This is a genomic window from Nonomuraea sp. NPDC048916 (assembly GCF_040649575.1).
GTDB lineage: Bacteria > Actinomycetota > Actinomycetes > Streptosporangiales > Streptosporangiaceae > Nonomuraea.
In genome coordinates, this window is record NZ_JBEZFS010000016.1 from 134,457 (window position 1) to 160,144 (window position 25,688).

Sequence of the window (25,688 nt, forward strand, 5' to 3'; positions counted from 1 at the left end):
GTTCAATCGGAGCCTCTAGCTTCGGGATGCAATCCGGAGCACTGAGGAGTCACGTTGCGCGTCCTGGCCGTAGTTCCCGCCCGCGGAGGTTCGGCGGGCGTCCCCCTGAAGAACCTCGCCCCCGTGGGCGGCGTCCCGTTGGTGACCCGCGCGGTCCGCGCGTGCCTGCGGGCCGAGCTCGTCGACCGGGTGCTGGTCAGCACCGACCACGCCGGCATCGCGGAGGCCGCCAGGCAGGCGGGGGCGCTCGTCGTGGACCGCCCGGAGGAACTGAGCGGAGCGACGGCCTCCAGCGAGTCGGCGGTGCTGCACGCGCTCGACACGCTGGAGCGAGACCCCGAGGTCGTCGTGCTGGTGCAGTGCACGAGCGCGTTCATCGACGCGGCCGCCCTGTCGGCGGCCGTGCGCAGGGTGCTCGACGGCGAGGCCGACTCCGTCGTGTCGGGGCTGCCCACGCACGAGTTCCTGTGGACGGCGGCGGGCGCGGGCGTCAACCACGACCCGGCCGTCAGGCCGCGCAGGCAGGACCTCGACCCGCAGTTCCGCGAGACCGGCGCCTTCTACGTGATGCGCGCCTCCGGCCTGCGCGAGCACGGCCACCGCTTCTTCGGCACGGTCGCGGTCCAGCCGGTGCCGCCCGGGCACGCCGTCGAGATCGACGAGCCCGCCGACCTGGAGCTCGCCCGCGCGCTCGCGCCGTTCGTGGACGCGCCCGAGCCGATCGACGTGGACGCGGTCATCACCGACTTCGACGGCGTGCACACCGACGACCGCGCCTACGTCGACTCCGAGGGCCGCGAGATGGTGCAGGTCAGCCGCTCCGACGGGATGGGCGTCTCGCTGCTGCGCAAGGCCGGGGTGAAGGTGCTGGTCATGTCGACCGAGCACAACCCGGTCGTGGCCGCCCGGGCCCGCAAGCTGGGCGTTCCGGTGCTGCAGGGACTGGCCGAGAAGCGGACCGTGCTGCGCGACTGGCTGACCATCGAAGGGCTCGACCCGGCCCGCGTCGCCTACGTCGGCAACGACGTCAACGACCTCGGCCCGATGGGCGAGGTGGGCTGGCCGGTCGCGGTGCCCGGCGCGCACCCGCGCGTGCGGGCCGCCGCCCGCGTCGTGCTCACCAGGCCCGGTGGCGACGGCGCGGTGCGCGAGCTGTGCGACCGCGTCGTGGCGGCGCGTCCCGGGCCCGTGGCCGAGCCCGTGCCCGAGGTGGCGCCCAGGCTCAGGTTCGCCCCGGTGTCCATCGGCGAGACGCCGGTGGGCGACGGCGAGCCCGTCTACGTGATCGGCGAGATCGGCATCAACCACAACGGCGACGTCGACCTGGCCCGCCGGCTGATCGACGTGGCGGCCGACGCCGGCTGCCAGGCGGTGAAGTTCCAGAAGCGGACGCCCTCGATCTGCGTGCCCGCCGACCAGCGCGACCGGATCCGGCAGACGCCGTGGGGCGAGATGACCTACCTGGAGTACAAGGAGCGGACCGAGTTCGGCCGCGACGAGTACCTCCAGATCGCCAAGCACTGCGACGAGCGGGGCCTGCACTGGTTCGCCTCGCCGTGGGACGTGCCGTCGGTGGACTTCCTGGAGGAGATGGACGTCCTGGCACACAAGGTGGCCTCGGCCGGCGTGGCCGACCACGAGCTGCTGCGCGCCCTGGCCGCCACCGGCAAGCCGGTCATCCTGTCGACCGGCATGTCCACGCTGGCGGAGATCGACCGGGCGGTCGAGATCCTCGGCACCGGCAAGCTGATCATGATGCACGCCACCTCCACCTACCCCCTGCCGCCCGAGGAGGCGAACCTGCGCACGATCACCACGCTCAAGGAGCGTTACGGCGTGCCGGTCGGCTACTCGGGGCACGAGCGCGGGCTGCAGGTCTCGCTGGCGGCGGTGACGCTCGGGGCCGTCTGCGTGGAGCGCCACATCACGCTGGACCGCACCATGTGGGGCTCGGACCACGCCGCCTCGCTGGAGCCGGCCGGGCTCGAGCACCTGGTGCGCGACATCAGGATCATCGAGCAGGCCCTCGGCGACGGTGTCAAGCGCGTCTTCCCCGGCGAGGAGGCGCCCAAGGCCCGCCTGCGCCGCGTCACCGTCTGACGGACGGCGGTCTTGATCACGCTCTCGGTCGTCGTGCCGGTGCGCGACGGCGAGCGCTTCATCGGCGACGCGCTCACCTCGCTGCTCCGCAACGCCCGCCGCGACTTCGAGTTCATCGTGGTGGACGACGGGTCGGTGGACGCCACCGGCGACCTCGCCGAGGACTTCCGCGCCGAGCTGCCCGGCCTCGCCGTGATCCGCAACCCCGCCCCGGTGGGCCTGGCCGACGCGCGCAACGCCGGGCTGTCGGCCGCCTCCGGCCGGTACGTCACGTTCCTGGACGGCGACGACTGGCTCGCCCCCGGCCACCTGGAACGGCTCGTCGAGGCGGCCGACGGGCTCGGCTGCGACTTCGTGCGCACCGACCACGTGCAGGCCGAGGGCCGCAAGCGGGTCGTGCACCGGGCCCCGATGGCGTGGCGGGGCACGGTGCTCGATCCCCGCGAGGCGATCCTCCCGGCGGACGTCCGGACCATGGTCGACTACCCGTACGCCTGGGCCGGGATCTACCGGCGCTCGCTTCGTGACCTGCTGCACTTTCCCGGCTCCCTGCACACCGCCGAGGACCGGCCGTGGATCTGGCGGCTGCACCGGGAGGCGGCCACGTTCGCCGTGGTGTCGCTGGCCGGGGTGTTCTACCGGCGGCAGGTCGCCGGGTCGCTGACCCAGGTGGGCGACGAGCGGCAGCTGCACTTCTTCGACGCCTTCCAGCTGGTCTTCAAGGATCTCGAAGAGGAGTACCTGCCCAAGGCGGCGCGCAACTTCTGCGCGCTGCTGGCCCACCATCTGGAGCTCGCCGACCGGTTCACGCCGCGGTTGCGGGCCCGCTTCGAGGAGCGCGGCCCCGAGATGGCCCGCGCCCTGCCCGCGGACCTGGTGGCCGGCGCGGTGGCGGACATGTCCGCCGAGCGCGCGGGCGCGCTGCGGGCGCTGCTGCCCGGCCTGCCCGCCGGCCCCCACGTGCGGCACCGCTCCCACCAGGGCCCGGGCCGCGATCGGGAGGACACTTGACCGGACACAGGACCACGGTCTTCTACGCCTCGACGCTGTTCGGGGCGATGTCGCTGGCGGCCGCGATCGACGACGGCCGGTTCGGCTCCGGCCGCCGCGTCCTGATCGTCTCGTCGAACACGGCGGTCCCCGAAGTGACCACGCCGCTGGATCGGACGCCCGGCTTCGCGGCGCTGCGCGCCCGCTTCGGCGAGGTGCACTCGTGGAACGAGCTCATCGCCCCGCTGCACCCGTCGGACTGGCGGGCACGGGTGATCGAGGTGCCGATGCTGGAGCGGCTGATCCGCTCCCACCTCGCGCTCGGCGAGGTGGACGAGCTGGTGCTGGAGTCGATCGCGGTGCCGCCGGCCCGGACGATCGCCCGGCTGGTGCGCGACTGCCCGATCACCGTCTACTCCGACGGGCTGATGAGCTACGGCCCGACCCGCGACCCACTGCCCGCCGAGATCTTCCACCGGATCGTCCGCCTGCTCCACCTGGACCTGGTGCCGGGGCTGACGCCGCTGCTGCTCAGCGAGTACGGCGTGGCGGCCTCGGCGCTGCCGGAGGCGGCGTTCCCGCCGGTTGTGCGGGAGGTGGCCACGACGGCGTCCGGCCTCCCGCAGGGGCGGGCGATGATCCTCGGCCAGTACCTGTCCGCGCTGGACCTCCTCACGCCGGAGGAGGAGGCGGTGCTGCACGAGTCGATGCTGCGCGCGCTGGCCGCCCGCGGGCACACCGGCGTCGTGTTCAAGCCGCACCCGGCGGCGGGGCCCGGCCACGCGCGGCGGCTGCGGGACGTGGCGCGGTCGCTGGACGTGCGGCTGGCCGTGGTGGGCGAGAGCGTCCCCGCTGAGGTGTGCTTCGCCGCGCTCCGGCCGGAGCTGGTCGTGGGCTGCTTCTCGACGGCGCTGGTGACGGCCCGCCGCTTCTTCGGGCTGCCGGTGGCCTCGTTCGGCACCGGGCCGGTGCTGGAACGGCTCACGCCGTACGAGAACAGCAACCGGGTGCCGGTGACGATCGTGGACGCGCTGCTGCCCCGGCTTTCGCCGGACGGCTCGCTGGCCGAGCCTCCCGAGGTGGATCTGCCCGCGCTGGTGCGCGCGGTCGGCTACTGCATGCGGGCCGAAGCGTATCCGGGGCTGCGTCCCGCGACCCTGGACTTCGACCCGCGCTACTTCAGGCGCAGGCGCCTGGAGGCGCTCGGCCTGGCCGTCGCCGCCCGGCCGACCGCGCTGGCCCGCCTGCGCGGCAGGCTCAGGTCAGCGCTCTGAGGCAGCAGGCCCGCCCGCGCGGCACGTTCAGGTCAGCGCTCTGAGGTAGCGGCGCATCCGGCGCTTGGCCCGGTAACCGGCCCGCAGCACTGTGGGCGGCACCTCCACCCGCCGCCTGGCCCGGCGCCGGGCGCGCGCGTGCTCGGGCCCGTCCAGCAGCGACCGGGCCGGGGTGACCGGGCCGGCGACCATGGCGGCGAGCAGTCCCGTCCAGTCGTCGCGGCCGGGCGGATGGAAGTAGTTGGCGGCGCACCACTCGGGGCCGGCGCTCCGGAAGTCGCCCTTGACCAGCTCGTCGAGGGTGCCCAGCAGGCCGCTGCCCTCGAACACCAGGTTGATCAGCTCGGCGCTCACGCCGAAGTCGCCCAGCACGAGCAGCGGCACCTCCTGGGCGATGGCCTCCAGCGCGGCCGTGGAGCTGACCGTGACGAATCCGGCCGCCCGCGCCAGTTGCTCGTGCATCGAGCCGGTCTCGAACAGCAGCCGGCCCGGCTCGCCCATCTCCCGCCACAGCCGCCGGTAGTGGTGGCGCTCGTTGTGCGTCTGCCGTTCCTCCTCCAGCGCGCGCAGCTTGACCACCACGTCGAGGTCGGGCCGGCGCTCGGCCAGCGCGGCCAGGGCCAGCAGGACGCGCTCGCGGTCGGCCCGCGCCCTCGGCACCTTGGCCTGGGTGGCGAACACCACCCGGTCGCCGCCGCCGGTCGCCTGCCGCGGGCGCAGGAACGGCAGCCTGGCCAGGCCGATCACCCCTCCCCCGCCGAGCCGGGAGGCGATCTCGCCGAACTCGGCCATCTCCCGCCGGCTGTGGACCACGAACAGGTCGCAGCCGCTGCGGTAGAGCCACGCCTTCTCGGTGGCGGGCACCGAGATGCCGGGCAGCCCGGTCACGATCACCGGCCGCGGCCGCAGCCCGTCGAGCGTCTCGGCCACCAGCACGTCCACGACGGGCCCCGTACAGGCCACGATGATCACGTCGGGCCGGATCCGCTCCGCCATGCGCCGCACGGCCCGCGCGGACAGCACCGGGGGCGCCGGGCGGTCGCCGACGGCGGCGGCCGTCTGCGGCGGGGACGGCGCGATGGGCGTGCGCACCACCACGAGCTCCGTCGCGCAGCCGGACGGCAGGTCGCCGAGCAGGCACGCCACCCACTTCAGATACGAGTCGGAGTCGGCGATCGCCAGCACCCTCACCCGGTCACTCCTGTCAGATGCGAGCGCAGCGCGGGGGCCGCGCCGCTGGTCCACCAGTCGTCCGGCACGTCGACCGGCTCGACCGCGACGCCGCGCGGGCCGAGCAGCACCCGCAGCGAGGCGATGGCGGTCGACGGCAGGCTGAGCACCCGCTGCCCCGGGCCGAGGCCGCGCAGGGTGAGCTCCGCGGGGGCGCCCGGGTCGTGCACGGTGATGCCCGGCCGCCCGCGGATCAGCGCCACGTCCACGGGGTCCTCGCGGCGGTGCGGGTAGTAGGCGAGCGGTTCCCCGGCGGCCAGCTCGGTGATCCAGCGCAGGTAGCGGTCGCGGCGCACCAGGCCGTTCCTGACCAGCGAGGTGCCGAGCACGACGGTCCGCTCGGCGGGGCCGGGCTCAGTGAGCGGCTGCGCGCGCAGCCAGGGGAAGTCGTGGCGGACCAGGTCGACGCCCGCCCGGCGGACGCCCTCCACCAGGCCGGCGGGCACCGGCAGCGCGGTGAAGACGGTGGGGCGGCTCGCGCGCAGCCGGACGGCGGCGGCCAGCCCGAGCGCCGTGCGCAGCGTTCCGGGGTGGGCGCGGGCCCGCAGCAGCGGCCGGTACGGCCCCGCCGCGAGGAGTTCGAGCAGCCGGAGCGTGGCCAGCCCGTCGTCGACGACCACGAGAGGGCCGGGACGGGAAGTGAGCCAGCGCAGCTGCGTCCTGCCGGAGAAGGCGTCGCCGACGGCGTGCGGCCGGCGGGGCATGCGCTCGCGCGGCTCGGCCAGTTCCAGTCCCTCGGGCAGAGGGAGGCGGCACAGCTCGGCGCGGGTGGCCCTGAGCGGGCGCAGCCTCGCCCTCGGCACGATGACCGTGGCGGGGCCGAGCAGCCCGGCGTGGTGGGCCTCGACGGCGCACAGCATCTGGAGCGGGGACTCCACCCAGGCCGACGCCCGATCTCGCACGCTGTCTCCCAGTCTGTTCTCCCCGCCGGGTGATGGCCCGTGCATGACCGCTTCAAGCTAGCCCGGCCGCCTGAAGCGGTGAGGAACGCCGCGTGAACAATGGAGGGTATGAATTCGCTCTTGCTCAACAGTGACGGCGTCCAGATCCCGCAGATCGGGTTCGGCGTCTGGCGGGTGCCCGACGACGCGGCCGAACAGTCGGTGAAGACCGCGCTGGAGGTCGGCTACCGGCATATCGACACCGCGACGCTTTACCGGAACGAGGCGGGCGTGGGCCGGGCCGTACACGCCTCGGGCATCCCGCGCGCCAAGTTGTTCATCACCACCAAGCTGTGGAACACCGACCACGAGCGGGCCGAGGAGGCGTTCGAGGAGAGCCTGGCCCGGCTCGGGCTCGACTACGTCGACCTCTACCTCATCCACTGGCCGATGCCGGCGCGCGACACCTACCTGCGGGCCTGGCGGGGGCTGGAGAAGATCTACCGTGACGGCCGGGCCAAGGCCATCGGCGTGTCCAACTTCACCGTGAAGACGCTCACGAGGCTGCTGGACGAGGCCGACATCGCGCCGTCGATCAACCAGATCGAGCTCCACCCCTACTTCCAGCAGCGCGAGCTCCGGGCGTTCCACGAGGCCAACGGCATCCTCACCGAGGCGTGGAGCCCGCTCGGGCAGGGCCGGGGGCTGCTGGAGGACCGGGCGCTGGCGGTGCTGTCGGAGAAGCACAACCGGACTCCCGCGCAGATCGTGCTCCGCTGGCACATCCAGCTGGGCAACGTGGCGATCCCCAAGTCGGTCACGCCGTCGCGGATCAAGGAAAACCTCGGCATTTTCAACTTCATCCTCGACCATGAGGACATCGCGGCCATCGGGGCGATGAACATCGGAAAGCGGCTCGGACCCGACCCGGACACCTTCAACCAGGCGTAAAGGATGATCTTTCCCCGCGGCCACCCCCGCACGGCAAGCACGTGGAGGTGGCCGAGGCCGTGATCGCGGCGGGCAAGGCGGTGCTGTGCGAGAAGCCCTGGCCGCTGCGCTCGCCGACGCCGAGCGGGTGGTGCGGCCGGCCCGCGCTTCGGCGACATTCGCTCCGTTCACGCCGGCTTTGACTTCGCTTTACCGTACGACCCGCTGCATCGGCTCTGGGCGCCGGAACTCGGCGGCGGGAGCGCCGCTCTACCCGGACGGGAAGCGGGCGCCGGCGGACGTCTCGCTCCTGGGAGCCCTGCCCAACAGCGCCTACGCGGTGGGCACCGGGATGCGGGCGGACATCGAGGCGCCGTCCTGGGCGCCGCGGCGGATCGCGCTCAGCGACCCGTCGATCGAGCCGGTACGAGCTCGCGGACGCCGATGGGGCACCTCGCGGACGCGTGGAAACAACTTTGTTAACCGAACCAGTTACCCTCTTGTAATCCCCTTGCCCCTTGTATTACCTTATGGGGCATTCGCGGCATACGTCCGGTTTGTCCGTTCGTTGCCGGCCCATCGCAGAGAACATCGCAGGATCTACCTGCGACCGCTGAATCCGCATCACGCGGAACCGGGGACCCAGGTCCCATTGGGGTGAATCGGCACATCGTGCCGTAGGGCAGCTTCCACGTCCGAACCCGTCAGCTAACCCGGTAAGCGGTATGGAAGCAAGGAGTCACCCCACCCGATGGCCACGCATCGTCTTTCCCATGCCACCAGGCACCTAGCCGTCCGCGCCGCCCTGGGCGTCACCCTCGCCGCCACCGCGGTCTTCGGCGCCGTCGCCCCCGCCGCCGCGGACTCCCACCAGCACGCGGGTTCGGCCACGGAGACCCAGGCCGAGACCAGTGCGGTCAGCGTGACGGCCGAGCAGGTCCTCGCCCTGGCCAGAGCCCAGATCGGCACCTCGGAGAACGCCTACGGCGGAGGCACCAAGTTCCAGAAGTGGTACGCCGCCTCGCAGCGCGCCGCCGAGACGATCGCCCGTGACGGCGGCAACAGGGCGGCCTACCTCAACGCCGCCTGGTGCGCGATGTTCGTCTCCTGGGTCGGGGAGAACGCCGGCGCCCGCTCCCAGATCGGCTGGGACGCCTACACCGTGACGCACGCCCAGTGGTTCGCCGACAACGGCCGCTGGGGCACCACCCCCAAGCCCGGCGCCGTCGTCTTCTTCGCCTGGAACGGCGGAAAGAGCCTGAGCTCCATTGACCACGTCGGCTTCGTCGTCAAGGACAACGGCAACGGCACCCTGACCACGATCGAGGGCAACACCGGCAACGGCAAGGTCGAGGAGCGGGTCCGGCCCACGTGGCAGGTCGTCGGCTACGGCTACCCGCAGTACACGAGCTGATCCCCTCACCTCCCTCCCCCGATCACACACACGTCCCCCTCCAGCGAGCGCGTGCCCCACTCCCCCTCGGGCGCGCGCTCGCCACTTTTCCGAAACAATCCACTGAACGCGTCGATTCGCGCCTGCGGGGTTCGACGCGTTGGTGAGCGCGGGGTCCGGCCGGGACCCGGCAACGAACGCGGAAGGAGCCGGCGCCGTGAAGTTCATGATCGTAGGTGCGGGCAACGAGGAGACCGAGGCCGGCGTCATGCCCAGCCAGGAACTGGTCGACGCGATGATGGAGTACAACGAGTCGCTGGTCAAGGCGGGGGTGTTGCTGGCGGCCGAGGGGCTCTACCCGAGCTCGCACGGGGCCCGCATCGCCTACAAGTCAGGCAAGGCGACCGTGCTCGACGGGCCCTTCACCGAGGCCAAGGAGCTCATCGCCGGATTCTGGCTGATCCAGGTCAAGTCGCGCGAAGAGGCGCTCGAGTGGGCGATGCGGCTCCCGGTGCCCTGCGACCACGACGGCATCGGCCTGCACGTGTGGCAGGTCTTCGACCCGACCGACATGCCACCGGAGTCCATGTCGCCGGAGACCGCCGAGCGCGAGCGGGCCCTGCGCGAGTCGCTGGAGGACCGCGACCCCGCCTGACCCCAGGCCCGGCCCGGGGAACGGGCCTGATTTGCGGACGGGCCTGATTTGCGGACGGGCCTGATTTGCGGACGGGCCTGGTTTGCGAGGGCCTGGTTTGCGGGCCGGAGCCGGTCTACGCGCCGGAGCCGGTTTGCGGGTGGGGCGCCCTGGCTGGTCTCATGGGCCGGTGAAGGCTTCCGAGACGCACCAGGCGATCGAGGCGGTGTGGCGGATCGAGGCGGCCCGGCTCATCGCCGGGCTGGCCCGGATGGTGCGCGACGTCGGCCTGGCCGAGGAGCTCGCACAGGACGCGCTGGTCGCGGCGCTGGAGCAGTGGCCGGAGTCGGGGGTGCCCCGCAACCCGGGCGCCTGGCTCATGGCCGTGTCCAAGCGGCGCGCCGTCGACCTGCTGCGCCGCCAGGAGCGCTACGAGCGCAAGCTGGCCGAGCTGGGCCGCGACCTCGACGGGGACGACGAGCTCCCCGACGTCGACGAGATCGAGGACGACCTGCTCCGGCTGGTGTTCACGGCCTGCCATCCGGTGCTGTCGACCGAGGCGCGGGTGGCGATGACGCTGCGGGTGCTCGGCGGGCTGACGACCGACGAGATCGCCCGGGCTTTCCTGGTGCCGGAGCCGACCGTGGCGCAGCGGATCGTGCGGGCCAAGCGGACACTGGCCGCCCGGCGGGTCCCGTTCGAGGTGCCGCAGGGCGAGGAGCTCGCGGGGCGGCTCTCCTCGGCGCTGGAGGTGATCTATCTCATCTTCAACGAGGGCTATTCGGCCACCGCGGGCGACGACTGGATGCGGCCGGCGCTGTGCGACGACGCGCTGCGGCTGGGGCGGGTGCTGGCCGGGCTGATGCCCCGGCAGGCCGAGGTGCACGGGCTGGTCGCCCTGATGGAGATCCAGGCGTCGCGGGCGCGGGCCCGGGTGGGGCCGTCCGGTGAGCCGATCCTGCTGATGGAGCAGAACCGCGCACGCTGGGACCGCCTGCTCATCGGCCGCGGGCTGGCCGCCCTCGAACGCGCCGAGGAGCTCGCCGGCGCACGCGGCCCCTACACCCTGCAGGCGGCCATCGCGGCCTGCCACGCCAGGGCGCTCACTCCCGAGGAGACCGACTGGGCGCGCATCACGGCGCTGTACGACGAGCTGGCCCGGCTCGCGCGGTCACCCGTCGTGGAGCTCAACCGGGCCGTCGCGCTCGCCATGGCCTACGGCCCGGCGGCCGGCCTGGAGCTGGTCGACCAGATCGTCGACGAGCCGTCGCTCAAGGGCTACCACCTGCTGCCGAGCGTGCGCGGTGACCTGCTGGCCCGGCTGGGCCGCCGGGCCGAGGCGCGCGCGGAGTTCGAGCGGGCGGCCTCGCTGACGCGCAACGAGCGCGAGCGCAGGCTGCTGCTCGACCGCGCCGAGGCCTGCTCCTAGATCCACCGGATCCGCGCCCCGCGCCGAGACCTGCGCCCGGGGAGCGGCTCGGGGCGACGCCCGCTCCTGGCTCCGCCCCGGCAAGCGGCGCCGGGGGTGATGCCGGCGAGAAGTTGTCCCGGCTTGCGCACAAACGGTGCCCCTGTGATGGGAGCGCTCCCAGCAACCCACTTGAGATGTTTGGCAACTAGAGTCCGCTTTCGTCGTGGCGAATCGCCTGGTTGGTAACGGTTCCGTTTCGGGACGTTGACGCCCGCACGGCGTGCGGGCACTCTTTGTGGGAGCGCTCCCAAGAATTTTCCCACCGCGGCCACGGGCCGCGACGCACCTCCCATCTCCACACCCAAGAGGGATACGGAATGACGAACCACAAGCGCTTTGCAGTAGCCGGTGCCGCGCTCATCGCTCTGGCAGCCACCGCCGCGTGCGGCGGCGGTGGCTCCACGCCGGCCACGTCACAGAGCAGCGCCGCGGCGCCCGCCGAGCCGGTCACGATCAACGTGCACACCTTCGGCGGCGGCGAGAACTTCGGCTATGACGAGGCCGTCAAGAAGTGGAACGCCGAGCACCCGAACATCCAGATCAAGTACCAGAACCTGACCGACCGCTTCGAGGACGTGTACCTGCCGCAGCTCCTCCAGCGCCTCCAGGCGGGGGCAGGCGCGGGTGACGTGGTCGGCATCGACGAGGGCGCGATGGGCCTGCTGGCCGCCCGCCCGCAGTTCTTCACCGACCTCGGCGAGTACGGCCTGCAGAGCCGCAAGGCCGACTTCCCCGCGGCCAAGTGGGAGTCGGGCGTCAACGCCGACGGCAAGCTGTTCGCGCTGGGCACGGACATCGGCGGCATGACCATGTGCTACCGCAAGGACCTGTTCAAGAAGGCCGGCCTGCCGACCGAGCGTGAGGAGGTCGGCAAGCTGTGGCCCGACTGGCCCGCCTTCCTTGAGGTCGGCAAGAAGTTCGAGGCCGCCAAGACCGGGGCGAAGTTCATGGACGGCCCCAACACCATCTACAACGTGATCCTGTCGCAGGAAGCGCCCAAGAACGGCAACGTGTCCTACTTCGACAAGAGCAACCAGCTCATCGTCGAGACCAACCCCGCCGTCAAGGCGTCGTTCGACTGGGTCACCACGTTCAGCAAGGAAGGCCTGACGGCCAAGCTGCAGGCGTGGAGCCCGGCGTGGGACAAGGCCATCAAGGGCGGCGGCTTCGCCACCATGGGCTGCCCGTCCTGGATGCTCGGCGTGATCGAGGGCAAGGCCGGCGAGTCCAACAACGGCAACTGGGACGTCGCGGCCGTGCCGGGCGGCTCGGGCAACTGGGGCGGCTCCTGGCTGGCCGTGCCCAAGCAGACCAAGCACCCGAAGGAAGCCGCCGAGGTGCTCAACTACCTCACCGGCAAGGAGGGCCACGTCGAGGCGTTCCAGGAGGCGGGCGCCTTCCCGAGCTCGATCCCGGCGCAGACCGACCCGCGGGTGTCCAGCCTGAAGAACGCCTACTTCAACAACGCGCCGACCGGCGAGATCTTCTCGGCCTCGGTGAAGGATCTGCAGCCGGTGTTCTTCGGTGAGAAGCACGCGCAGGTGAAGACCGCCGTCGAGAAGGTCATCGAGGGCATGGACCAGGGCGCGGTCAAGTACGACGAGGCCTGGTCGAAGTTCGTCGCGGCAGGCGTCAAGGCAGCGGGCTGACCCGCCCCTGGACCGGGTGGCGTCCGGCTCCCTCCGCCGGCGCCACCCCCCTGACCTGGCTCGAAAGGCTTCCTTGACCTCCTCCCCCTCGTAAACGAGGACGATTCCCACCCTCACAGGTGAGAGTTCCTGCTTCACCGCCGGCCGCCCGCCAGGAAGGACTTCCCTTGAGGTCTTACGCCAGCTCCACAGGCGTTTCAGCTGTCCGCCAGCCCGGCGGCCAGGATGTTCTTGGCCGCGTTGACGTCCCGGTCATGGGCTGCGCCGCAGGCGCAGACCCAGGTTCGGACGTTCAACGGCATCGTGTCGGTGATGGCGCCGCAGGCCGAGCACAGCTTGGAGGACGGGAACCAGCGGTCCACCACCACAAGCCGCCGCCCGTACCAGCCCGATTTGTACTCCAGCATGCCGCGCAACTCCCGCCAGGACGCATCAGAGATCACGCGCGCCAGCGAACGGTTCTTGACCATGTTGCGGACGGTCAGGTCTTCCACGGCGATCACTTGGTTCTCGCGAACAAGCCGTGTGCTGACCTTGTGCAGAAAGTCCCGCCTGCGGTCGGCGATCCGCGCGTACACCCGGGCCACCTTCAGCCGGGCCCTGGCCCGGTTGTTCGATCCCTTCTGTTTGCGGGCCAGCGCCCGCTGAGCACGGGCCAGCCGCCTGCGGTCGGCCCGCTCATGGCGCGGGTTGGCGATCTTCTCCCCGGTCGACAGCGTGACCAGAGCGGTGATGCCCGCATCCACCCCCACCACCTGTTCGACCGGGGGCAGCGGGGAGATCTTCTCCTCCACCAGGATGGACACGAACCAGCGCCCGGCCGCATCCCTGCTCACCGTCACCGTGGACGGCCGCGCACCCTCAGGCAGGGGACGCGACCACACGATGTCCAACGGCTCGGACATCTTCGCCAGCGTCAACCGGCCCTCACACCAGCGGAACGCCGAACGGGTGTACTCCGCCGACAAGCGCGACCTCTTACGGGACTTGAACACCGGATACTTCGCCCGCTTAGCGAAGAAGTGGGCGAACGCCGCCTGAAGGTGACGCAACGCCTGCTGCAACGGGACGCACGACACCTCACCCAGAAAGCTCAACTCCTCAGAGCGCTTCCACCGCGTGAGCGCCGCCGACGACTCCACATAGGAGACACCACGGCCCTCCAGCCGATAGGCCCGGCTGCGCTCCTCCAGCGCCATGTTGTAGACCAGGCGCACGCAGCCGAACGTCCGGGCAAGCTCCTCTGCCTGCTCGGGAGTCGGGTAGAAGCGGTACTTGTAGGCCCGCTTCACGATCTGCGCCACGCCTCACACCGTACTGCAAGATCAGCAAAATATCGAATGAGTGTTCGATTTGATGGCATTGTTCCGGCTTACCTCCCCGCCCTGAAAACGGACGGGGTCTCCAGCCTCAAGGAGATTCGATGACTCTCCAACTAGCGTCACCGCCCCGGCAGACGCCGGGCCGGCGGTCGGCGCCCAACCGGCGATGGGCCCGCTTCGACCTCAAGGGCGTGCCCTACCTGCTGGTCTCGCCCTACTACCTGCTCTTCGCGATCTTCGGCGTCTTCCCGCTGGTCTACACGCTCTGGGTGTCGCTGCACGACTGGGAGCTGGCCGGCGACAAGTCGTTCACCGGGATGGCCAACTACGTCGAGCTGATCGCCGACGAGGCCTTCTGGAACGCGGTCGTCAACACGCTGGGCATGTTCGTGATGGCGACCGTGCCCCAGCTGGTGCTGGCCCTGATGCTGGCCAACGCGCTGAACAAGCGCCTGCGGGGCAGGCTGCTGCTCCGCCTGGGCGTGCTGCTGCCGCTGATCACCTCGGTGGTGGCCGTGGCGGTGGTCTTCAGCCAGCTCTTCAGCCGCGACTACGGGCTGATCAACTGGGGGCTCGGGCTGGCCGGCATCGACCCGATCACCTGGCAGAACGACAAGTGGTCGTCCTGGCTCGCGATCGCCACGATGATCGACTGGCGCTGGACGGGCTACAACGCGATCATCCTGCTGGCCGCGATGCAGACCATCCCCCGCGACCTGTACGAGGCGGCGGCCATCGACGGGGCGACCCCCCGGCGGCAGTTCTGGCAGATCACGGTGCCGATGCTCAGGCCGACCATCGTGTTCGTGGTCTTCATCTCCACGATCGGCGGGCTGACCCTCTTCACCGAACCGGTGATGTTCGAGGGCAACCCGATGATGACCGGCGGGACCACCGGCCAGTACCAGACGGTGGCCATGTTCATCGTGAAGTCCGCCTTCCGCGACTTCGAGATGGGCTACGCCTCCGCGGCGGCCTGGCTGCTGTTCGTGCTGATCCTGATCGGGACGCTGATCAACTACGGGTTCACCCGTCGCATCGGAGGTGCCCGGTGACGAACCGGTTGTGGGACGCGAACCTGCTCACCAAGGTCACCCTGGTGTTCGCCCTGGTGCTGTCGGCGTTCCCCATCTACTACATGTTCATCATGGCGACGCGGACCAACGAGGACGCGATCGACACTCCCCCGCCGCTGCTGCCCGGCGGCCACCTCGGCGAGAACGTCCAGCGGCTGCTCGCCACCGAGGACGCCAACTTCATGACCGGCCTGATCAACTCGGCGATCGTGGCGGGCACGGTGACGGTGTCGGTGGTGCTCATCTCGACGCTGGCCGGCTTCGCGTTCGCCAAGCTGCGCTTCCCCGGCTCCAAGATCCTGCTGGGCCTGATCCTGGTGACCATGATGGTGCCGCTGCAGCAGATGGGCATGGTGCCGCTCTACGAGCTGATGGTGACGCTGGGCTGGATCGGGCAGCTGAAGGCGGTCATCCTGCCGTTCCTGCTCAACGGGTTCGGCGTGTTCATGATGACCCAGTACGCCTCGCAGGCGGTGCCCGACGAGCTGGTCGAGGCGGCCAGGGTCGACGGGGCGTCCACCATGGGCATCTACCGCAAGATCATCCTGCCCGCGCTGCGGCCGGGGATGGCGGTGCTCGCGCTGCTGGTCTTCATGCAGACCTGGAACGAGTTCCTGTGGCCGCTGATCGTGCTGACCCCGGACACTCCGGTGGTGCAGACGTCCATCGCGGCGCTCAACTCCGCCCACGGCACGGACTACGTGATGCTGTTCACCGGCACCGCCGCCTCCGTCCTCCCCCTCTTCGTGGTTTTCGTGCTGTTCGGCCGGCAGATCGTCGGCGGCCTGATGGAAGGTGCGGTCAAAGCGTGACGACTCAAGAGGAGCAGACGCGCTCCCAGCTCCGGTTCCCCGCCGGATTCGCGTGGGGCGCGGCCACCTCGGCGTACCAGATCGAGGGCGCGGTGGACGCCGACGGCCGCGGCGCCTCGATCTGGGACACGTTCACCAAGACGCCCGGCCGGGTGGTCGGCGGCGAACACGCCGACGTGGCCATCGACCACTACCACCGGTTCCGGGACGACGTCGGCATCATGGCGGAGCTGGGCCTGACCGCCTACCGGTTCTCGGTCTCCTGGCCGCGGATCCAGCCCGACGGGTCCGGGAAGGTCAATCCCAAGGGGCTCGACTTCTACAAGCGGCTCACCGACGAGCTGCGCGGCCACGGCATCGACCCCTGGCTGACCCTCTACCACTGGGACCTGCCCCAGGCCCTGGAGGACGCGGGCGGCTGGCCGAACCGCGACACCGCGCTGCGGTTCGCCGACTACGCCTCGACCGTGCACGAGGCGCTGAAGGACCACGTGCACACCTTCGGCACGGTGAACGAGCCGTGGTGCGCGGCGTTCCTCGGCTACGCCTCGGGCGAGCACGCGCCGGGGCGGCGCGAGCCGGAGAGCGCTATCCGGGCGGCCCACCACCTCAACCTGGCGCACGGGCTGGCCGTGCAGGCCATGGGCGCGGCGCGGGTGGGCGGCTGCGTCAACCTCTACGCGGTCACCCCGGCCACCTCCAGCGAGGAGGACCTGGACGCGGCCCGGCGCATCGACGGGCTGCAGAACCGGTTCTTCCTGGACGCGCTGCTGACCGGGAGCTACCCGCGGGACGTGCTCGACGACCTGGGCATGGACCTGGACTTCATCGCCGACGGCGACCTGAAGGCCATCAACGCGCCGATCGACCTGCTGCTGGTCAACTACTACAGCCGGTTCACGGTGTCGGGCGCGCCCGGCGGGAAGGCATCGGCCGCGGCCGCGCCCACCGAGACGGCCTCGCCGTGGGTGGGCAGCGAGCACGTGTCGTTCGTCAACGGCGGCCGCCCGGTCACCGCGATGGGCTGGGAGATCGACCAGGACGGGCTGCTGGAGGTGCTGACCAGGGTGGCGCGCGACTACCCGCCGATCCCGCTGGTCGTGTCGGAGAACGGGGCCGCCTTCGACGACGTGCTGGAGCAGGACCGGGTGCACGACGCCGAGCGCCGGGACTACTTCGACGCGCACCTGCGCGCCTGCCGGGAGGCGATCGGGGCGGGGGTTCCCCTGGAGGGCTACTTCGCCTGGTCGCTGATGGACAATTTCGAGTGGGCCTGGGGCTACGGCAAGAGGTTCGGCCTGGTGCACGTCGACTTCGAGACCCAGCGGCGAGTGATGAAGGACAGCGCTCTCTGGTATGCCGAGATCATCCGGCAGAATAGGCGATATGAACCGACCGACTCTTGAGGCAGTCGCGGCTCGGGCCGGGGTCGGCCGGGGCACGGTGTCGAGAGTCATCAATGGCTCGCCCAACGTGAGCGCCAAGGCGCGAGATGCCGTCCACCAGGCGATCGAGGAGCTGGGCTACGTGCCCAACCGGGCGGCCAGGGCGCTGGTCACGCGGCGCACCGACACGGTGGCGCTGGTGGTGTCGGAGTCGGAGCTGCGGGTGTTCGACGAGCCCTACTTCGCGGGCACGATCCGCGGCATCGGCTCGGCGCTGTCCGAGACGGGGTTGCAGCTCATCCTGGCGATGGCGCAGTCGCCCGAGGAGCACGAGCGGCTGGAGCACTATCTGACGGGTCAGCACGTCGACGGCGTGCTGCTCCTGTCGCTGCATGGCGCCGACCCGCTGCCGGGCCGGCTGGAGGCGATGGGCGTGCCGACCGTGCTGGGCGGCCGTCCCGTCGGCCTCGACCCCTACAGCTACGTCGACATGGACAACCGGGCCGGAGCCCGGCAGGCGGTCAAACACCTGCTGAGCCTCGGCCGGTCCGCGATCGCCACCATCGCCGGGCCCCAGGACATGGGCGTGGGCGTCGACCGCCTCGCGGGCTACCGCGACGCGCTGCTCAGCTCCGGCATGCCGGAGCTGGTGGCCTACGGCGACTTCTCCGAGGAGAGCGGCGTGTCGGCGATGCGCGAGCTGCTCGACCGGCATCCACGGCTCGACGCGGTGTTCACCGCCTCCGACCTGATGGCGGTGGGCGCGATGCGGGTGCTGAAGGCCGCGGGCCGGTCCGTTCCCGGCGACGTGGCGGTGGTCGGGTTCGAGGACTCCAAGGCGGCCCTGCACACCGATCCGCCGCTGACCACCGTGCACCAGCCGACCGAGGCGATGGGCCGGCAGATGGCGCAGTTGCTGGTGGCCCGCATCAACGGCGAGGAGCTGCGCCAGCCGGTGGTCATCCTCGACACCCATCTCGTACGCCGTGAGTCCGCCTGAGCATGGCGCTCGATGAGGCTCGCGCGCGGCGGCCTTGCGGGGAGGGCTGGACGATCAGCGGTGCGTGCGATCACAATCAGGTCCCGTGGACAGCAGGACGAAACGGCACTTGTCGGCTGCCGAGCTCGACGCGCTGGCACGGCGCGCACTGGGCACCGGCGTGGCGGCCTCGACCGAGCTGACGGACGGCTACGCCAACGCGGTCTGGCGGCTGTCCCTCGACGACGGCCGCGACGTGGTGCTGAAGCTGGCGCCGCCGCCGGAGCTGGAGCAGCTCAGTTACGAGCGCAACCTGCTGCGGATGGAGGCGGCGGCCTACGAGCTGGCCGCGGCGGCGGGCGTGCCGGTGGCGGAGCTGCTGCGCGCCGGGTTCGACGATCCGGTGCTGGGCGGCGACTACCTGCTGCTCGGCGCGCTCGACGGCGTCTCGTGGAACGGCGCGTCGCCGGACGCCGAGCATGAGCTGCGCCGCGAGCTGGGCCGGCTGCTGGCCCGGTTCAACACGGTGACCGGCGAGGTGTTCGGTTACCCGCACGCGGGGATCACCGGCGCCACCTGGCGCGAGGCGTACCTGGCCATGGTGGGGGCGCTGCTCGGCGACACCGAGCGCTACCCGACGGCGCTCCCGCTGCCGGTCGGCGAGATCGCCGCGCTCCTCGCGGCCGCCTCACCGGCGCTGGACGAGGTCACCACGCCGCATCTGGTGCACTTCGACGTCTGGGCGGGCAACGTCTTCCTCGACCTCACGGGGACACCCCGGATCCAGGCCCTCATCGACCACGAGCGGGCCTTCTGGGGCGATCCGCTGGCCGAGTTCGTCACGCCGACCATCTTCGGCGAACTGCGCGAGGACGACCCGCTGCTGGCCGGCTACCGCGAGGTGACCCCGCTGGAGCTCACGCCCGCCGCCCGGGTCCGGCTCGACCTCTACCGCGCCTACCTCTACCTGATCCTGCTGATCGAGAACGGGCCGCGGCAGTATCCGGAGGCGGAGTACGCGCGGGTCCGCGATCTCACCACGGCCTCACTGATCGAGGTCTTCGACCGCCTCATATCGCACTCTCCCGGGTCCCGCCGATAGCGTGCGGCACTTCCCGCTGCTCGTGCCGCCAACCTCGTTCGCCACGCCGAGGTCTGTCGGCGCGCACGTACTGACCGCGCAGGTGATCGCGCCCTTGACGAGCGAACCTGGCCCTGGGCCCTCACTTTCGTCCTGGCCTGGCAACGCCTCACCCACCTGCCGGACCTCACCTGAGAGCCAACCCCAGCCCGACACCAAGGAAGGAAACCACCTCCGGGCCCGTGGAACCCGGCGCCCCGCAGCGTCATGCGATGGCCCACCCCGCCCACACAGGGGACATTATGGGTAAACCGCGAAGCCGCTCACACAACGCAGGCCCCTGACGAATCGAGGTCAACGGCTCATCTGTCATCATTGGTTGGCTATATGCTCGATACTAATTGGCCTTACATGGCTCATTTGTTCCCATCGCGTCAGCTCATCGACGTGCGATCCCGTACGTGTCGCCTGCGAAATGCGTCGCCTGCGAGAAGAGCTGGAAGGGTTGATCGGACTCCGGAGAGTAAGCGGCCACTCAGGTGCGTCGTTACCCGAACCGCCCTCCATCTCCCAGAGCCAAGGACGGCTGAATCGCCATGTCAGTCCCCGCGCATCCAGGATGACGTCGCCTTCCTCAAGGAACGCGTAGGGCCGAAACAGCAATTCGACGTTCATGAACTCGTCTCCGGGCAGGTTGTATGAGAATCCCTGATCCTCTGCGAATGGCACCGGCACGTTTCCCTGCAGCAGAAGCGCGGACGAGACTGTTGGACGCGGCAGCCAGCCGACATCGAGCGGCTGATCGAAGTGCTCGACCCTCGCAACATAAGCGACTATCCCCTGTATCGAGAGAGGACGGGTTTCACCCGGAACGAAGGAGGTGGGATCTTCTTGGAAACGAAATGGCGTTGCCAACCATTCGCCGGCATCTGGGTTCCGAGGAAGGCGGCGTGTGCCATCCCAGCCGAATTCGGACGCGGGGTCGACCTGATACCACGGCAATCGTGTGGTGATGTAATCACCAGATATGTCAAGGATCGGAACCAGTACTGTGTCGCAGGATAGTTGCACGGCGTCCCCAATGTGTACATCCACGGGAAGTACCCTTCTTTGGAGCGATGATTTAAGAGAACTACCAGTATCAAGTTCGTCGCAATGATTATCCAGGTCCAGAAAGACATTCTAAGTAAAGCCGTAGTCGACCCTACCCGTCCCGGATGTAAGGCCAACCAGCGAACTGGCTCGCATACGGTAGTCCCTGCCGTGCTGGCCACGAGAAGACGAACTTAGAGCTCATCGAACATCATTAAGACCAGGCGCGCTTTTCAATGGGGATACAACCGCACTCACCCTTCAGTCGTAGATCGCCGTGGCTCTGGGAGATCCTTGTGTCGGTGGGGGTCTGGCGGTAGCCTGCCGGGCTCGGTGACAGGCGCGGGCAACGGCTTGGTGGTGACGTCTCCAGCGGGACCAGGCCAGTGCGTGCTGCAGCCGTGTGCTCGGGCTGGGTAAGGGCGTGACCGCGAGGATAAGGCGACGGATCTCGTAGGTGGAGTACCCCACTGGCTCAACGCGGCTGGAGAGCGTGGAGGTGCTGGTGGTGGACGGGGCGAGAACCCCCTGTGTGGGTGGCGGTGCCGTCGCCGTCGCGGTGGAGATCGCCGTCGCGGTGGAGATCGCCGTCGCTCCCGGCGGTGGTGGCCTGCTGGACGGCCAGGAACGCGGCGGCTAACTGGGCCAGGGTGATGTGCCGGTACCAGCCGTGGTAGGAACGGACCTCGTAGTCGGCCAGGCCGCAGGCGGATTTGCCGAGCTTGATGGCTTCTTCTACCCGCCACCGGGCGCCGGGTACGAGAACCAGTTCCTCGATGGGTGTGTCGGGTGGTCCCCAGGCCAGGTAGTAGTCGCGGTTGAGCTTCCCCCGATCAGCCGCCGGGCTGGACCATCCGCGCCCAAACCCGGTGACCTACGTCCTCGTCGCCTCCGTTCCCGACTCCGTCGCCGGCACCACCCTCATCGACCAGATCGCCACCGACCATCCCGGCATCCGCAAGACCTGGGTGGACGGAAGCTACCGCCAACACCTCGTCGAACACGCCGCCACCCTCGGCATCGACATGGAGATCGTCCGACGCCCTCCCGGGACCCGAGGCTTCACCCCCGTGCCGCGCCACTGGGTCGCCGAACGCATCCTGGGCTGGCTCATGCTTCACCGTCGCCTGGTCCGCGACTACGAGACCCTGCCCGCCAGCTCCGAAGCCCTGATCCACATCGCCATGATCGACAATATGAGCCGCCGCCTCACCGGGGAATCCACCCCAACCTGGCGAAACACCTTAAATCCGAGTCAGACAGAACTTGTAGGATTCAAACGCCCACTTAAGGCCGCCCATTCAGCTCCACCCGGCCCAACAACACGGAGGTCCCAGCACCGGAGCCGCCAAAGATCGACCCGCGGAACCCCAGCACCAGCCTCACACAAAGGACTCACAGGCCCGCTGAACACTCCAGCGGGCCTGTGACGGCTCCCCGCACAGACGACCCGGCGGGGAGGCACTGTCAGCGGATGCCGAACGCGTCGGGCAGGTCCAAAGCCGTCAGCCTTCTAGTCGCATCGGTTTCCTCCTCCGCACACTCGGTGAACAGCCTGACAATCGCCTGTCGATCTTCCGCTGGAGCGTTCTGCAGCAGCGCGGCCACCGGCTCCAATATGCCCGTCGCCACATCGGGATCGATCTCGTCGTCATCGCTCAGATCGAGGGAGACCACGATCTCCATGAGCGCCCTGGCGAGCACACGCTCGACGTCTGTCACGGCACAATCCTCACGCTGATGTTGGCCTCGGGTATTCAGCCGGGATTCCTATCTGAAGATCGATAACTGAAGAAGGTGCCTCCGACCTGCGATGATCTGACTGCTTAGATCAAGACATCGCACAGAACGGACGCACCTTCCGGGTGAACGGTACGGCATGGGACCGCCGCTTGTCTGTACGCGGCGACAGCAAGGGACTCGTCGGGCACGCGGGAGCCGTGCTCCTGCGCAAATGCGCTGATCAGAACGGGTTAACCAGCGCGCTGGGCGCGGTGTTCGCCCGGCTGGGCGGCTCGCCGGTGTGGGACCGGGGAGTGGTCCTCGTCCAGTTGGCCGTGGCGATGACGCTCGGAGCAACCAGCATGCGGCAGATCGCCCTTCTGGCCCACCAGGAACCGGTCTTCGGCACACCGCCCTCGGACTCCACCGTCCGCCGGACCTTGGAACCCATCGGCGCCGACGAGCAGACCCGCTGGCGGCTCGCCCGCGCCCGTGCCCGGGTGCGGCGGCATGTATGGGAGCTCATCGCCGCCGCGACCGGATTCCCCTGGCTGACGGTCGCGGGGAAGGTCTTGACCGGCTGGATCGTCATCGATCTGGATGCCACGCTGATCACCGCGCACAGCCCCAAGGAAGGCGCCTCGGCAACGTTCAAGAAGGGCTACGGCTTTCACCCGCTGGCCGCCTGGTGCAGCAACACCCACGAATGCCTGGCGATGCTGCTGCGCACCGGCTCGGCGGGCTCCAACACCGTCGCGGCCACATCCGCGTCCTGTCCGAGGCCATCGCCCAGATCCCCGACGCCTACCGGGCCAAAATCTGGATCCGGATCGATGGCGCGGGCGCCACCCACGACCTGGTCGAACACATGCAAGGGTTGAACACCACCCGGCGCGCCGTCCGCTTCACCGTCGGCTGGAAGATCACCGACGTCGACGAGGCCGCGATCGCCAAACTCCCGGAATCGGCCTGGCAGGCCGCCCTCCGCCAGGACGGCCGGGTGCACGAGCACGCCCAGGTGGCCGAGCTGACCGGCCTGGACGAGCGCGCCAAGCACTGGGGCGTCAGGCTCCTGGTGCGCCGCGTCAAGCCCTCGGCCCGCGACGCGGCGCAGCTGACCGACCTGGAGAAACGAACCGGCTGGAAGTACGCCATCATCGCCACCAACCTCGGCCCCCGCGGGCTGCGCGGCATCGGCGGCAGCCACCACGTGCAGTTCATCGACGCCGTCCACCGCGATCACGCCGAGGTCGAGGACCGGGTCCGCTGCAACAAGGCGATGGGCCTGCGCAACCTGCCGTCCAAGACGTGGAACGTCAACGTCGGATGGGTGCCGGCGGCCAACCTCGCCGCCGACCTGGATGCCTGGACCCGGTTGCTGGGCCTGCACGACGATGCCGAACTGGCCCCGCCGAACCGCAGACCCTGCGCTACTGCCTCTGGCACCTGCCCGCCCGGCTGATCTCCCACGCCCGCCAGCGGATCTTGAAGATCAGCGCCACATGGCCGTGGAAGAACGCGTTCCTCACCTGCTGGCAGCGCCTCTGCGCCCTGCCTGAACCGCCCTGACCGGCACCAACCCGTCTCGACAACCTCGGAAAGGAGTCAATCCACACCCCCGCGGCCCGTGGAAGCCGCCGCCCAGCCGAGCGTCTCGGGCGGCCCGCCACCCCGCAGGAGACCACGAAAAGGATGATCAGGCGGAAACCTCCGCCACGCCGATTGACTCAACCGACATGGCCACCAGCTGAGTCATCGAGGCCGACACAAGGATCTCCCAGAGCCACGGCGATCTACGACTGAAGGGACAGACATGATCATGAGCGGCTGCTCTTATTATGCCACCACCTCGTCGATCGGCTTATACGTCCCATCAGCCATGGCGACTTGGGTGCCTGGGACGAAGCTGTGGCAGCGCCGCACCACATTCGCGGTGAATCTTCCCGTGTCTCCGACGATGGGAACGATCCTGACCAGGTCCCATACGGCGCCTTCGGTGCCCCCCTCGTTCAGATGCTTGATGGCGAAGGCGATGTCAGCGGGTGCCGACGCATACGAGCCACCGGACAGAAAAGCATAGCGGGATGAACGGGATGAACGGGATTTGCATCCTATTCATCCCGCTATGCTCAGTACAATTATTCCAAAGCCCGCTCGATATGGTCAAGAAGATCATTCAGATCCTCCATCGAATCTCTGGAGTATTTGGGACGAGTTTCTGCCAGGTGAAGAAGAACCTCAGAGTCCGTCCGCCAAAGCCCTAGAGCTTCCGATACTTCCCTTGGCATCAGGACGCGATTTCGAGTCGATTCATCAAGTAGCCATTCCACTCTTCCTGAAAAAGAGTGGACAGCATCGGCAAGCCGCTCCTCAAGTGACTCATTTTCCACTTTGAATCGCCATACCAGCAGTGGCGGGCGCGGCTTCCCTTCGCGCGTTGGACCAACTGCGAAGCGCGCCCATTCTACCTCGCCCATCAGGCCCAGAAGCGACATCAAACGCGCCGTGATTCCTTGGTCGTCCACGTTCACTTTTTGATGATACCAGGATTGAGCCTACTCATCATTCGATGATAGTCGCCCAGGGGAACCGGTGTTGAACTAAATCTTGGGTCGTATGCGTATTTCCCATCCGTGTATATTACGTGGAATACGTAGTCTTCGATGCTTCTCCCGCCAGCCTCAGGCGTACGCAACATCGTCCCCTTGGCCGGCTCATAACGAATTAGCTTTCCTACACCACCTGCAGTCTCCAGGAGATCCTCTGCGATTTCATCGCAGTCCATGTTCGGATGACAGGCTCGAAGCATTGCCTCCGTCACATCGGCCCGCGGCGGATGAAGTTTGTTCGGCGCTCTTACCTCAAAGATTCCTCTCGTCGCATTCCTAGCCGGTCCGCCAAATTCGATGCCTCCTGTAAGTGCGTAGAGGTTCAGGCAGGCAAGGGCCAGACGATGATCCTCGATATCGCCACATGGGGTGCTCTGAAGACCGAGCAGGAAATCCTTGAGAGCTAGCGCGGCCTTCGTCGGTGCGCCGTTCAGGGATCCGTCGTGGTCGAGTGCAAGCCCATTGCGAGCGGCTTCGCGATCATCTACGAAGCCGTCTTTGTCCTCGTCCATTCCTTCCCGATAGCGGACATCCGCCTGATTTGCTGCGAACCACTTTCCTTCGGATCCCGGGCTACATTCGATGCTGCTGTTGTTCTGGCAGTCTGATGCCTTGTACTTCGGGTTGTGCCAGGGGCGTGGTTCGTGGCCGTCGTGTTCGATGCCGGTGATGGGGTTGCCGCCGGTGAAGGCGTAGCGGTTGGCGGTCCAGGGATCGAGGCTGAGGCTCAGATCGTCGAGGGCGCCGTTGTAGCTGTCGAGGTTGAGGAAGCGGTTGAGGTTGGGGTTGTAGTCGCGGAACCCCATGTCGTACATGCCGGTGGAGTTGTCCCAGCGCTTGCTGTTGAAGCGGTAGGGGTTGTACTCCTCTTTGGCGGTGGGGTCGATGGGGTCGGGTTTGTCGATGCCGGTGACCCCGTTGCCGAATTCTGATCAGGCGGTCAGCGCGAGTTCGAGGCGGGCGAGATGGCTGGTGCGGGTTCTATCGAGCACGTGGCCGTTCCACCAGGCGTCCAGGCGGATGAGGTTGAGCGCGACGGCGGAGTAGACGTGTTCGAG

At 69.1% G+C, this 25,688-nt stretch carries 24 protein-coding genes and 1 riboswitch; of the genes, 17 read left to right on the forward strand and 7 right to left on the reverse strand.

What is annotated here, in order from left to right:
* Positions 1-54: 54 nt before the first annotated feature.
* From AB0C16_RS19450 to AB0C16_RS19460, 3 genes are read left to right on the forward strand one after another with little or no spacing between them, the layout of a single operon-like run.
* A complete protein-coding gene (locus AB0C16_RS19450) occupies positions 55-2,100 on the forward strand; it encodes an N-acetylneuraminate synthase family protein (protein ID WP_357684680.1) in 2,046 nt (681 codons plus the stop codon).
* Positions 2,101-2,112: 12 nt separating this feature from the next.
* Positions 2,113-3,111 (forward strand): glycosyltransferase family 2 protein, encoded by a 999-nt coding sequence (locus tag AB0C16_RS19455; RefSeq protein WP_357684682.1) that lies wholly within the window; start codon positions 2,113-2,115, stop codon positions 3,109-3,111.
* Positions 3,108-4,364 (forward strand): polysialyltransferase family glycosyltransferase, encoded by a 1,257-nt coding sequence (locus tag AB0C16_RS19460; protein WP_357684684.1) that lies wholly within the window; start codon positions 3,108-3,110, stop codon positions 4,362-4,364. Before AB0C16_RS19455 ends, AB0C16_RS19460 begins: the two co-directional genes overlap by 4 nt.
* A 27-nt stretch (positions 4,365-4,391) precedes the next feature.
* Here AB0C16_RS19460 and AB0C16_RS19465 read toward each other — a convergent pair whose 3' ends face one another.
* Both AB0C16_RS19465 and AB0C16_RS19470 read right to left on the reverse strand, forming a co-directional pair.
* Positions 4,392-5,555 (reverse strand): DUF6716 putative glycosyltransferase, encoded by a 1,164-nt coding sequence (locus tag AB0C16_RS19465; protein ID WP_357684686.1) that lies wholly within the window; start codon positions 5,553-5,555, stop codon positions 4,392-4,394.
* Entirely contained in the window at positions 5,552-6,496 is a 945-nt protein-coding gene (locus AB0C16_RS19470; RefSeq protein WP_357684688.1) for a hypothetical protein, read from the reverse strand. The genes AB0C16_RS19465 and AB0C16_RS19470 overlap by 4 nt, the downstream gene beginning before the upstream one ends.
* A gap of 108 nt (positions 6,497-6,604) precedes the next feature.
* On the opposite strand from AB0C16_RS19470, the gene AB0C16_RS19475 reads away from it, so the two are divergent.
* The 5 genes from AB0C16_RS19475 to AB0C16_RS19495 all read left to right on the forward strand — a co-directional run bounded on the left by AB0C16_RS19475 (position 6,605) and on the right by AB0C16_RS19495 (position 12,552).
* Positions 6,605-7,426 (forward strand): aldo/keto reductase, encoded by an 822-nt coding sequence (locus tag AB0C16_RS19475; RefSeq protein ID WP_357684690.1) that lies wholly within the window; start codon positions 6,605-6,607, stop codon positions 7,424-7,426.
* Between the two features lie 580 nt (positions 7,427-8,006).
* Positions 8,007-8,143, forward strand: a riboswitch (cyclic di-AMP (ydaO/yuaA leader).
* A 13-nt stretch (positions 8,144-8,156) separates the two neighbouring features.
* On the forward strand, positions 8,157-8,819 hold the full coding sequence (locus AB0C16_RS19480; RefSeq protein ID WP_357684692.1) for a CHAP domain-containing protein: 663 nt from the start codon (positions 8,157-8,159) through the stop codon (positions 8,817-8,819).
* 205 nt (positions 8,820-9,024) lie between these two features.
* Complete coding sequence (locus AB0C16_RS19485) at positions 9,025-9,453, forward strand: YciI family protein (RefSeq protein WP_357684742.1); 429 nt, start codon at positions 9,025-9,027, stop codon at positions 9,451-9,453.
* Between the two features lie 169 nt (positions 9,454-9,622).
* On the forward strand, positions 9,623-10,861 hold the full coding sequence (locus tag AB0C16_RS19490; RefSeq protein WP_357684694.1) for an RNA polymerase sigma factor: 1,239 nt from the start codon (positions 9,623-9,625) through the stop codon (positions 10,859-10,861).
* Positions 10,862-11,220: 359 nt separating this feature from the next.
* Positions 11,221-12,552 carry an ABC transporter substrate-binding protein gene (locus AB0C16_RS19495; protein WP_357684696.1) on the forward strand — a complete coding sequence of 444 codons (1,332 nt, stop codon included), beginning with the start codon at positions 11,221-11,223 and terminating at the stop codon, positions 12,550-12,552.
* A 197-nt stretch (positions 12,553-12,749) separates the two neighbouring features.
* Here the strand turns inward: AB0C16_RS19495 and AB0C16_RS19500 are convergent, their stop codons facing one another.
* On the reverse strand, positions 12,750-13,856 hold the full coding sequence (locus tag AB0C16_RS19500; RefSeq protein ID WP_357684698.1) for an RNA-guided endonuclease TnpB family protein: 1,107 nt from the start codon (positions 13,854-13,856) through the stop codon (positions 12,750-12,752).
* 119 nt (positions 13,857-13,975) lie between these two features.
* Here AB0C16_RS19500 and AB0C16_RS19505 point away from each other — a divergent pair, with 119 nt between their 5' ends.
* The 5 genes from AB0C16_RS19505 to AB0C16_RS19525 all read left to right on the forward strand — a co-directional run bounded on the left by AB0C16_RS19505 (position 13,976) and on the right by AB0C16_RS19525 (position 19,228).
* Positions 13,976-14,929, forward strand: a complete 954-nt coding sequence (locus AB0C16_RS19505) for a sugar ABC transporter permease (protein ID WP_357684700.1) — start codon at positions 13,976-13,978, stop codon at positions 14,927-14,929.
* Positions 14,926-15,762 (forward strand): carbohydrate ABC transporter permease, encoded by an 837-nt coding sequence (locus AB0C16_RS19510; RefSeq protein ID WP_357684702.1) that lies wholly within the window; start codon positions 14,926-14,928, stop codon positions 15,760-15,762. Before AB0C16_RS19505 ends, AB0C16_RS19510 begins: the two co-directional genes overlap by 4 nt.
* Positions 15,759-17,168 (forward strand): GH1 family beta-glucosidase, encoded by a 1,410-nt coding sequence (locus tag AB0C16_RS19515; RefSeq protein WP_357684704.1) that lies wholly within the window; start codon positions 15,759-15,761, stop codon positions 17,166-17,168. Before AB0C16_RS19510 ends, AB0C16_RS19515 begins: the two co-directional genes overlap by 4 nt.
* Positions 17,149-18,147, forward strand: a complete 999-nt coding sequence (locus AB0C16_RS19520; RefSeq protein ID WP_357684706.1) for a LacI family DNA-binding transcriptional regulator — start codon at positions 17,149-17,151, stop codon at positions 18,145-18,147. The genes AB0C16_RS19515 and AB0C16_RS19520 overlap by 20 nt, the downstream gene beginning before the upstream one ends.
* Positions 18,148-18,232: 85 nt before the next feature.
* Positions 18,233-19,228, forward strand: coding sequence for an aminoglycoside phosphotransferase family protein (locus tag AB0C16_RS19525; RefSeq protein ID WP_357684708.1), 996 nt, complete (start codon positions 18,233-18,235; stop codon positions 19,226-19,228).
* 351 nt (positions 19,229-19,579) lie between these two features.
* Here AB0C16_RS19525 and AB0C16_RS19530 read toward each other — a convergent pair whose 3' ends face one another.
* On the reverse strand, positions 19,580-20,302 hold the full coding sequence (locus AB0C16_RS19530) for a hypothetical protein (RefSeq protein ID WP_357684710.1): 723 nt from the start codon (positions 20,300-20,302) through the stop codon (positions 19,580-19,582).
* A gap of 454 nt (positions 20,303-20,756) precedes the next feature.
* Here AB0C16_RS19530 and AB0C16_RS19535 point away from each other — a divergent pair, with 454 nt between their 5' ends.
* On the forward strand, positions 20,757-20,939 hold the full coding sequence (locus AB0C16_RS19535) for a hypothetical protein (protein ID WP_357684712.1): 183 nt from the start codon (positions 20,757-20,759) through the stop codon (positions 20,937-20,939).
* Between the two features lie 229 nt (positions 20,940-21,168).
* Positions 21,169-21,729: a hypothetical protein gene (locus AB0C16_RS19540; protein WP_357684714.1), complete on the forward strand. Its 561-nt coding sequence runs from the start codon at positions 21,169-21,171 to the stop codon at positions 21,727-21,729.
* Positions 21,730-21,766: 37 nt separating this feature from the next.
* Here the strand turns inward: AB0C16_RS19540 and AB0C16_RS19545 are convergent, their stop codons facing one another.
* Complete coding sequence (locus AB0C16_RS19545) at positions 21,767-22,021, reverse strand: hypothetical protein (protein WP_357684716.1); 255 nt, start codon at positions 22,019-22,021, stop codon at positions 21,767-21,769.
* Between the two features lie 170 nt (positions 22,022-22,191).
* Between AB0C16_RS19545 and AB0C16_RS19550 the strand changes: the two genes are divergently transcribed.
* Entirely contained in the window at positions 22,192-22,902 is a 711-nt protein-coding gene (locus tag AB0C16_RS19550) for a transposase (protein ID WP_357684718.1), read from the forward strand.
* On the forward strand, positions 22,890-23,483 hold the full coding sequence (locus tag AB0C16_RS19555; protein ID WP_357684720.1) for a hypothetical protein: 594 nt from the start codon (positions 22,890-22,892) through the stop codon (positions 23,481-23,483). Before AB0C16_RS19550 ends, AB0C16_RS19555 begins: the two co-directional genes overlap by 13 nt.
* A 676-nt stretch (positions 23,484-24,159) precedes the next feature.
* On the opposite strand, the gene AB0C16_RS19560 is transcribed toward AB0C16_RS19555, so the two are convergent.
* Both AB0C16_RS19560 and AB0C16_RS19565 read right to left on the reverse strand, forming a co-directional pair.
* A complete protein-coding gene (locus tag AB0C16_RS19560) occupies positions 24,160-24,552 on the reverse strand; it encodes a hypothetical protein (RefSeq protein ID WP_357684722.1) in 393 nt (130 codons plus the stop codon).
* Positions 24,549-25,535 (reverse strand): RHS repeat-associated core domain-containing protein, encoded by a 987-nt coding sequence (locus AB0C16_RS19565; protein ID WP_357684744.1) that lies wholly within the window; start codon positions 25,533-25,535, stop codon positions 24,549-24,551. Before AB0C16_RS19565 ends, AB0C16_RS19560 begins: the two co-directional genes overlap by 4 nt.
* Positions 25,536-25,688: the final 153 nt, after the last annotated feature.

Bases quoted from the DNA above. Each gene is read 5' to 3' on its own strand.
- AB0C16_RS19475 (WP_357684690.1), top strand. From the start codon at position 6,605: ATGAATTCGCTCTTGCTCAACAGTGACGGCGTCCAGATCCCGCAGATC.
- AB0C16_RS19480 (WP_357684692.1), top strand. From the start codon at position 8,157: ATGGCCACGCATCGTCTTTCCCATGCCACCAGGCACCTAGCCGTCCGC.
- AB0C16_RS19485 (WP_357684742.1), top strand. From the start codon at position 9,025: ATGATCGTAGGTGCGGGCAACGAGGAGACCGAGGCCGGCGTCATGCCC.
- AB0C16_RS19495 (WP_357684696.1), top strand. From the start codon at position 11,221: ATGACGAACCACAAGCGCTTTGCAGTAGCCGGTGCCGCGCTCATCGCT.
- AB0C16_RS19505 (WP_357684700.1), top strand. From the start codon at position 13,976: ATGACTCTCCAACTAGCGTCACCGCCCCGGCAGACGCCGGGCCGGCGG.
- AB0C16_RS19520 (WP_357684706.1), top strand. From the start codon at position 17,149: ATGAACCGACCGACTCTTGAGGCAGTCGCGGCTCGGGCCGGGGTCGGC.
- AB0C16_RS19555 (WP_357684720.1), top strand. From the start codon at position 22,890: ATGCAAGGGTTGAACACCACCCGGCGCGCCGTCCGCTTCACCGTCGGC.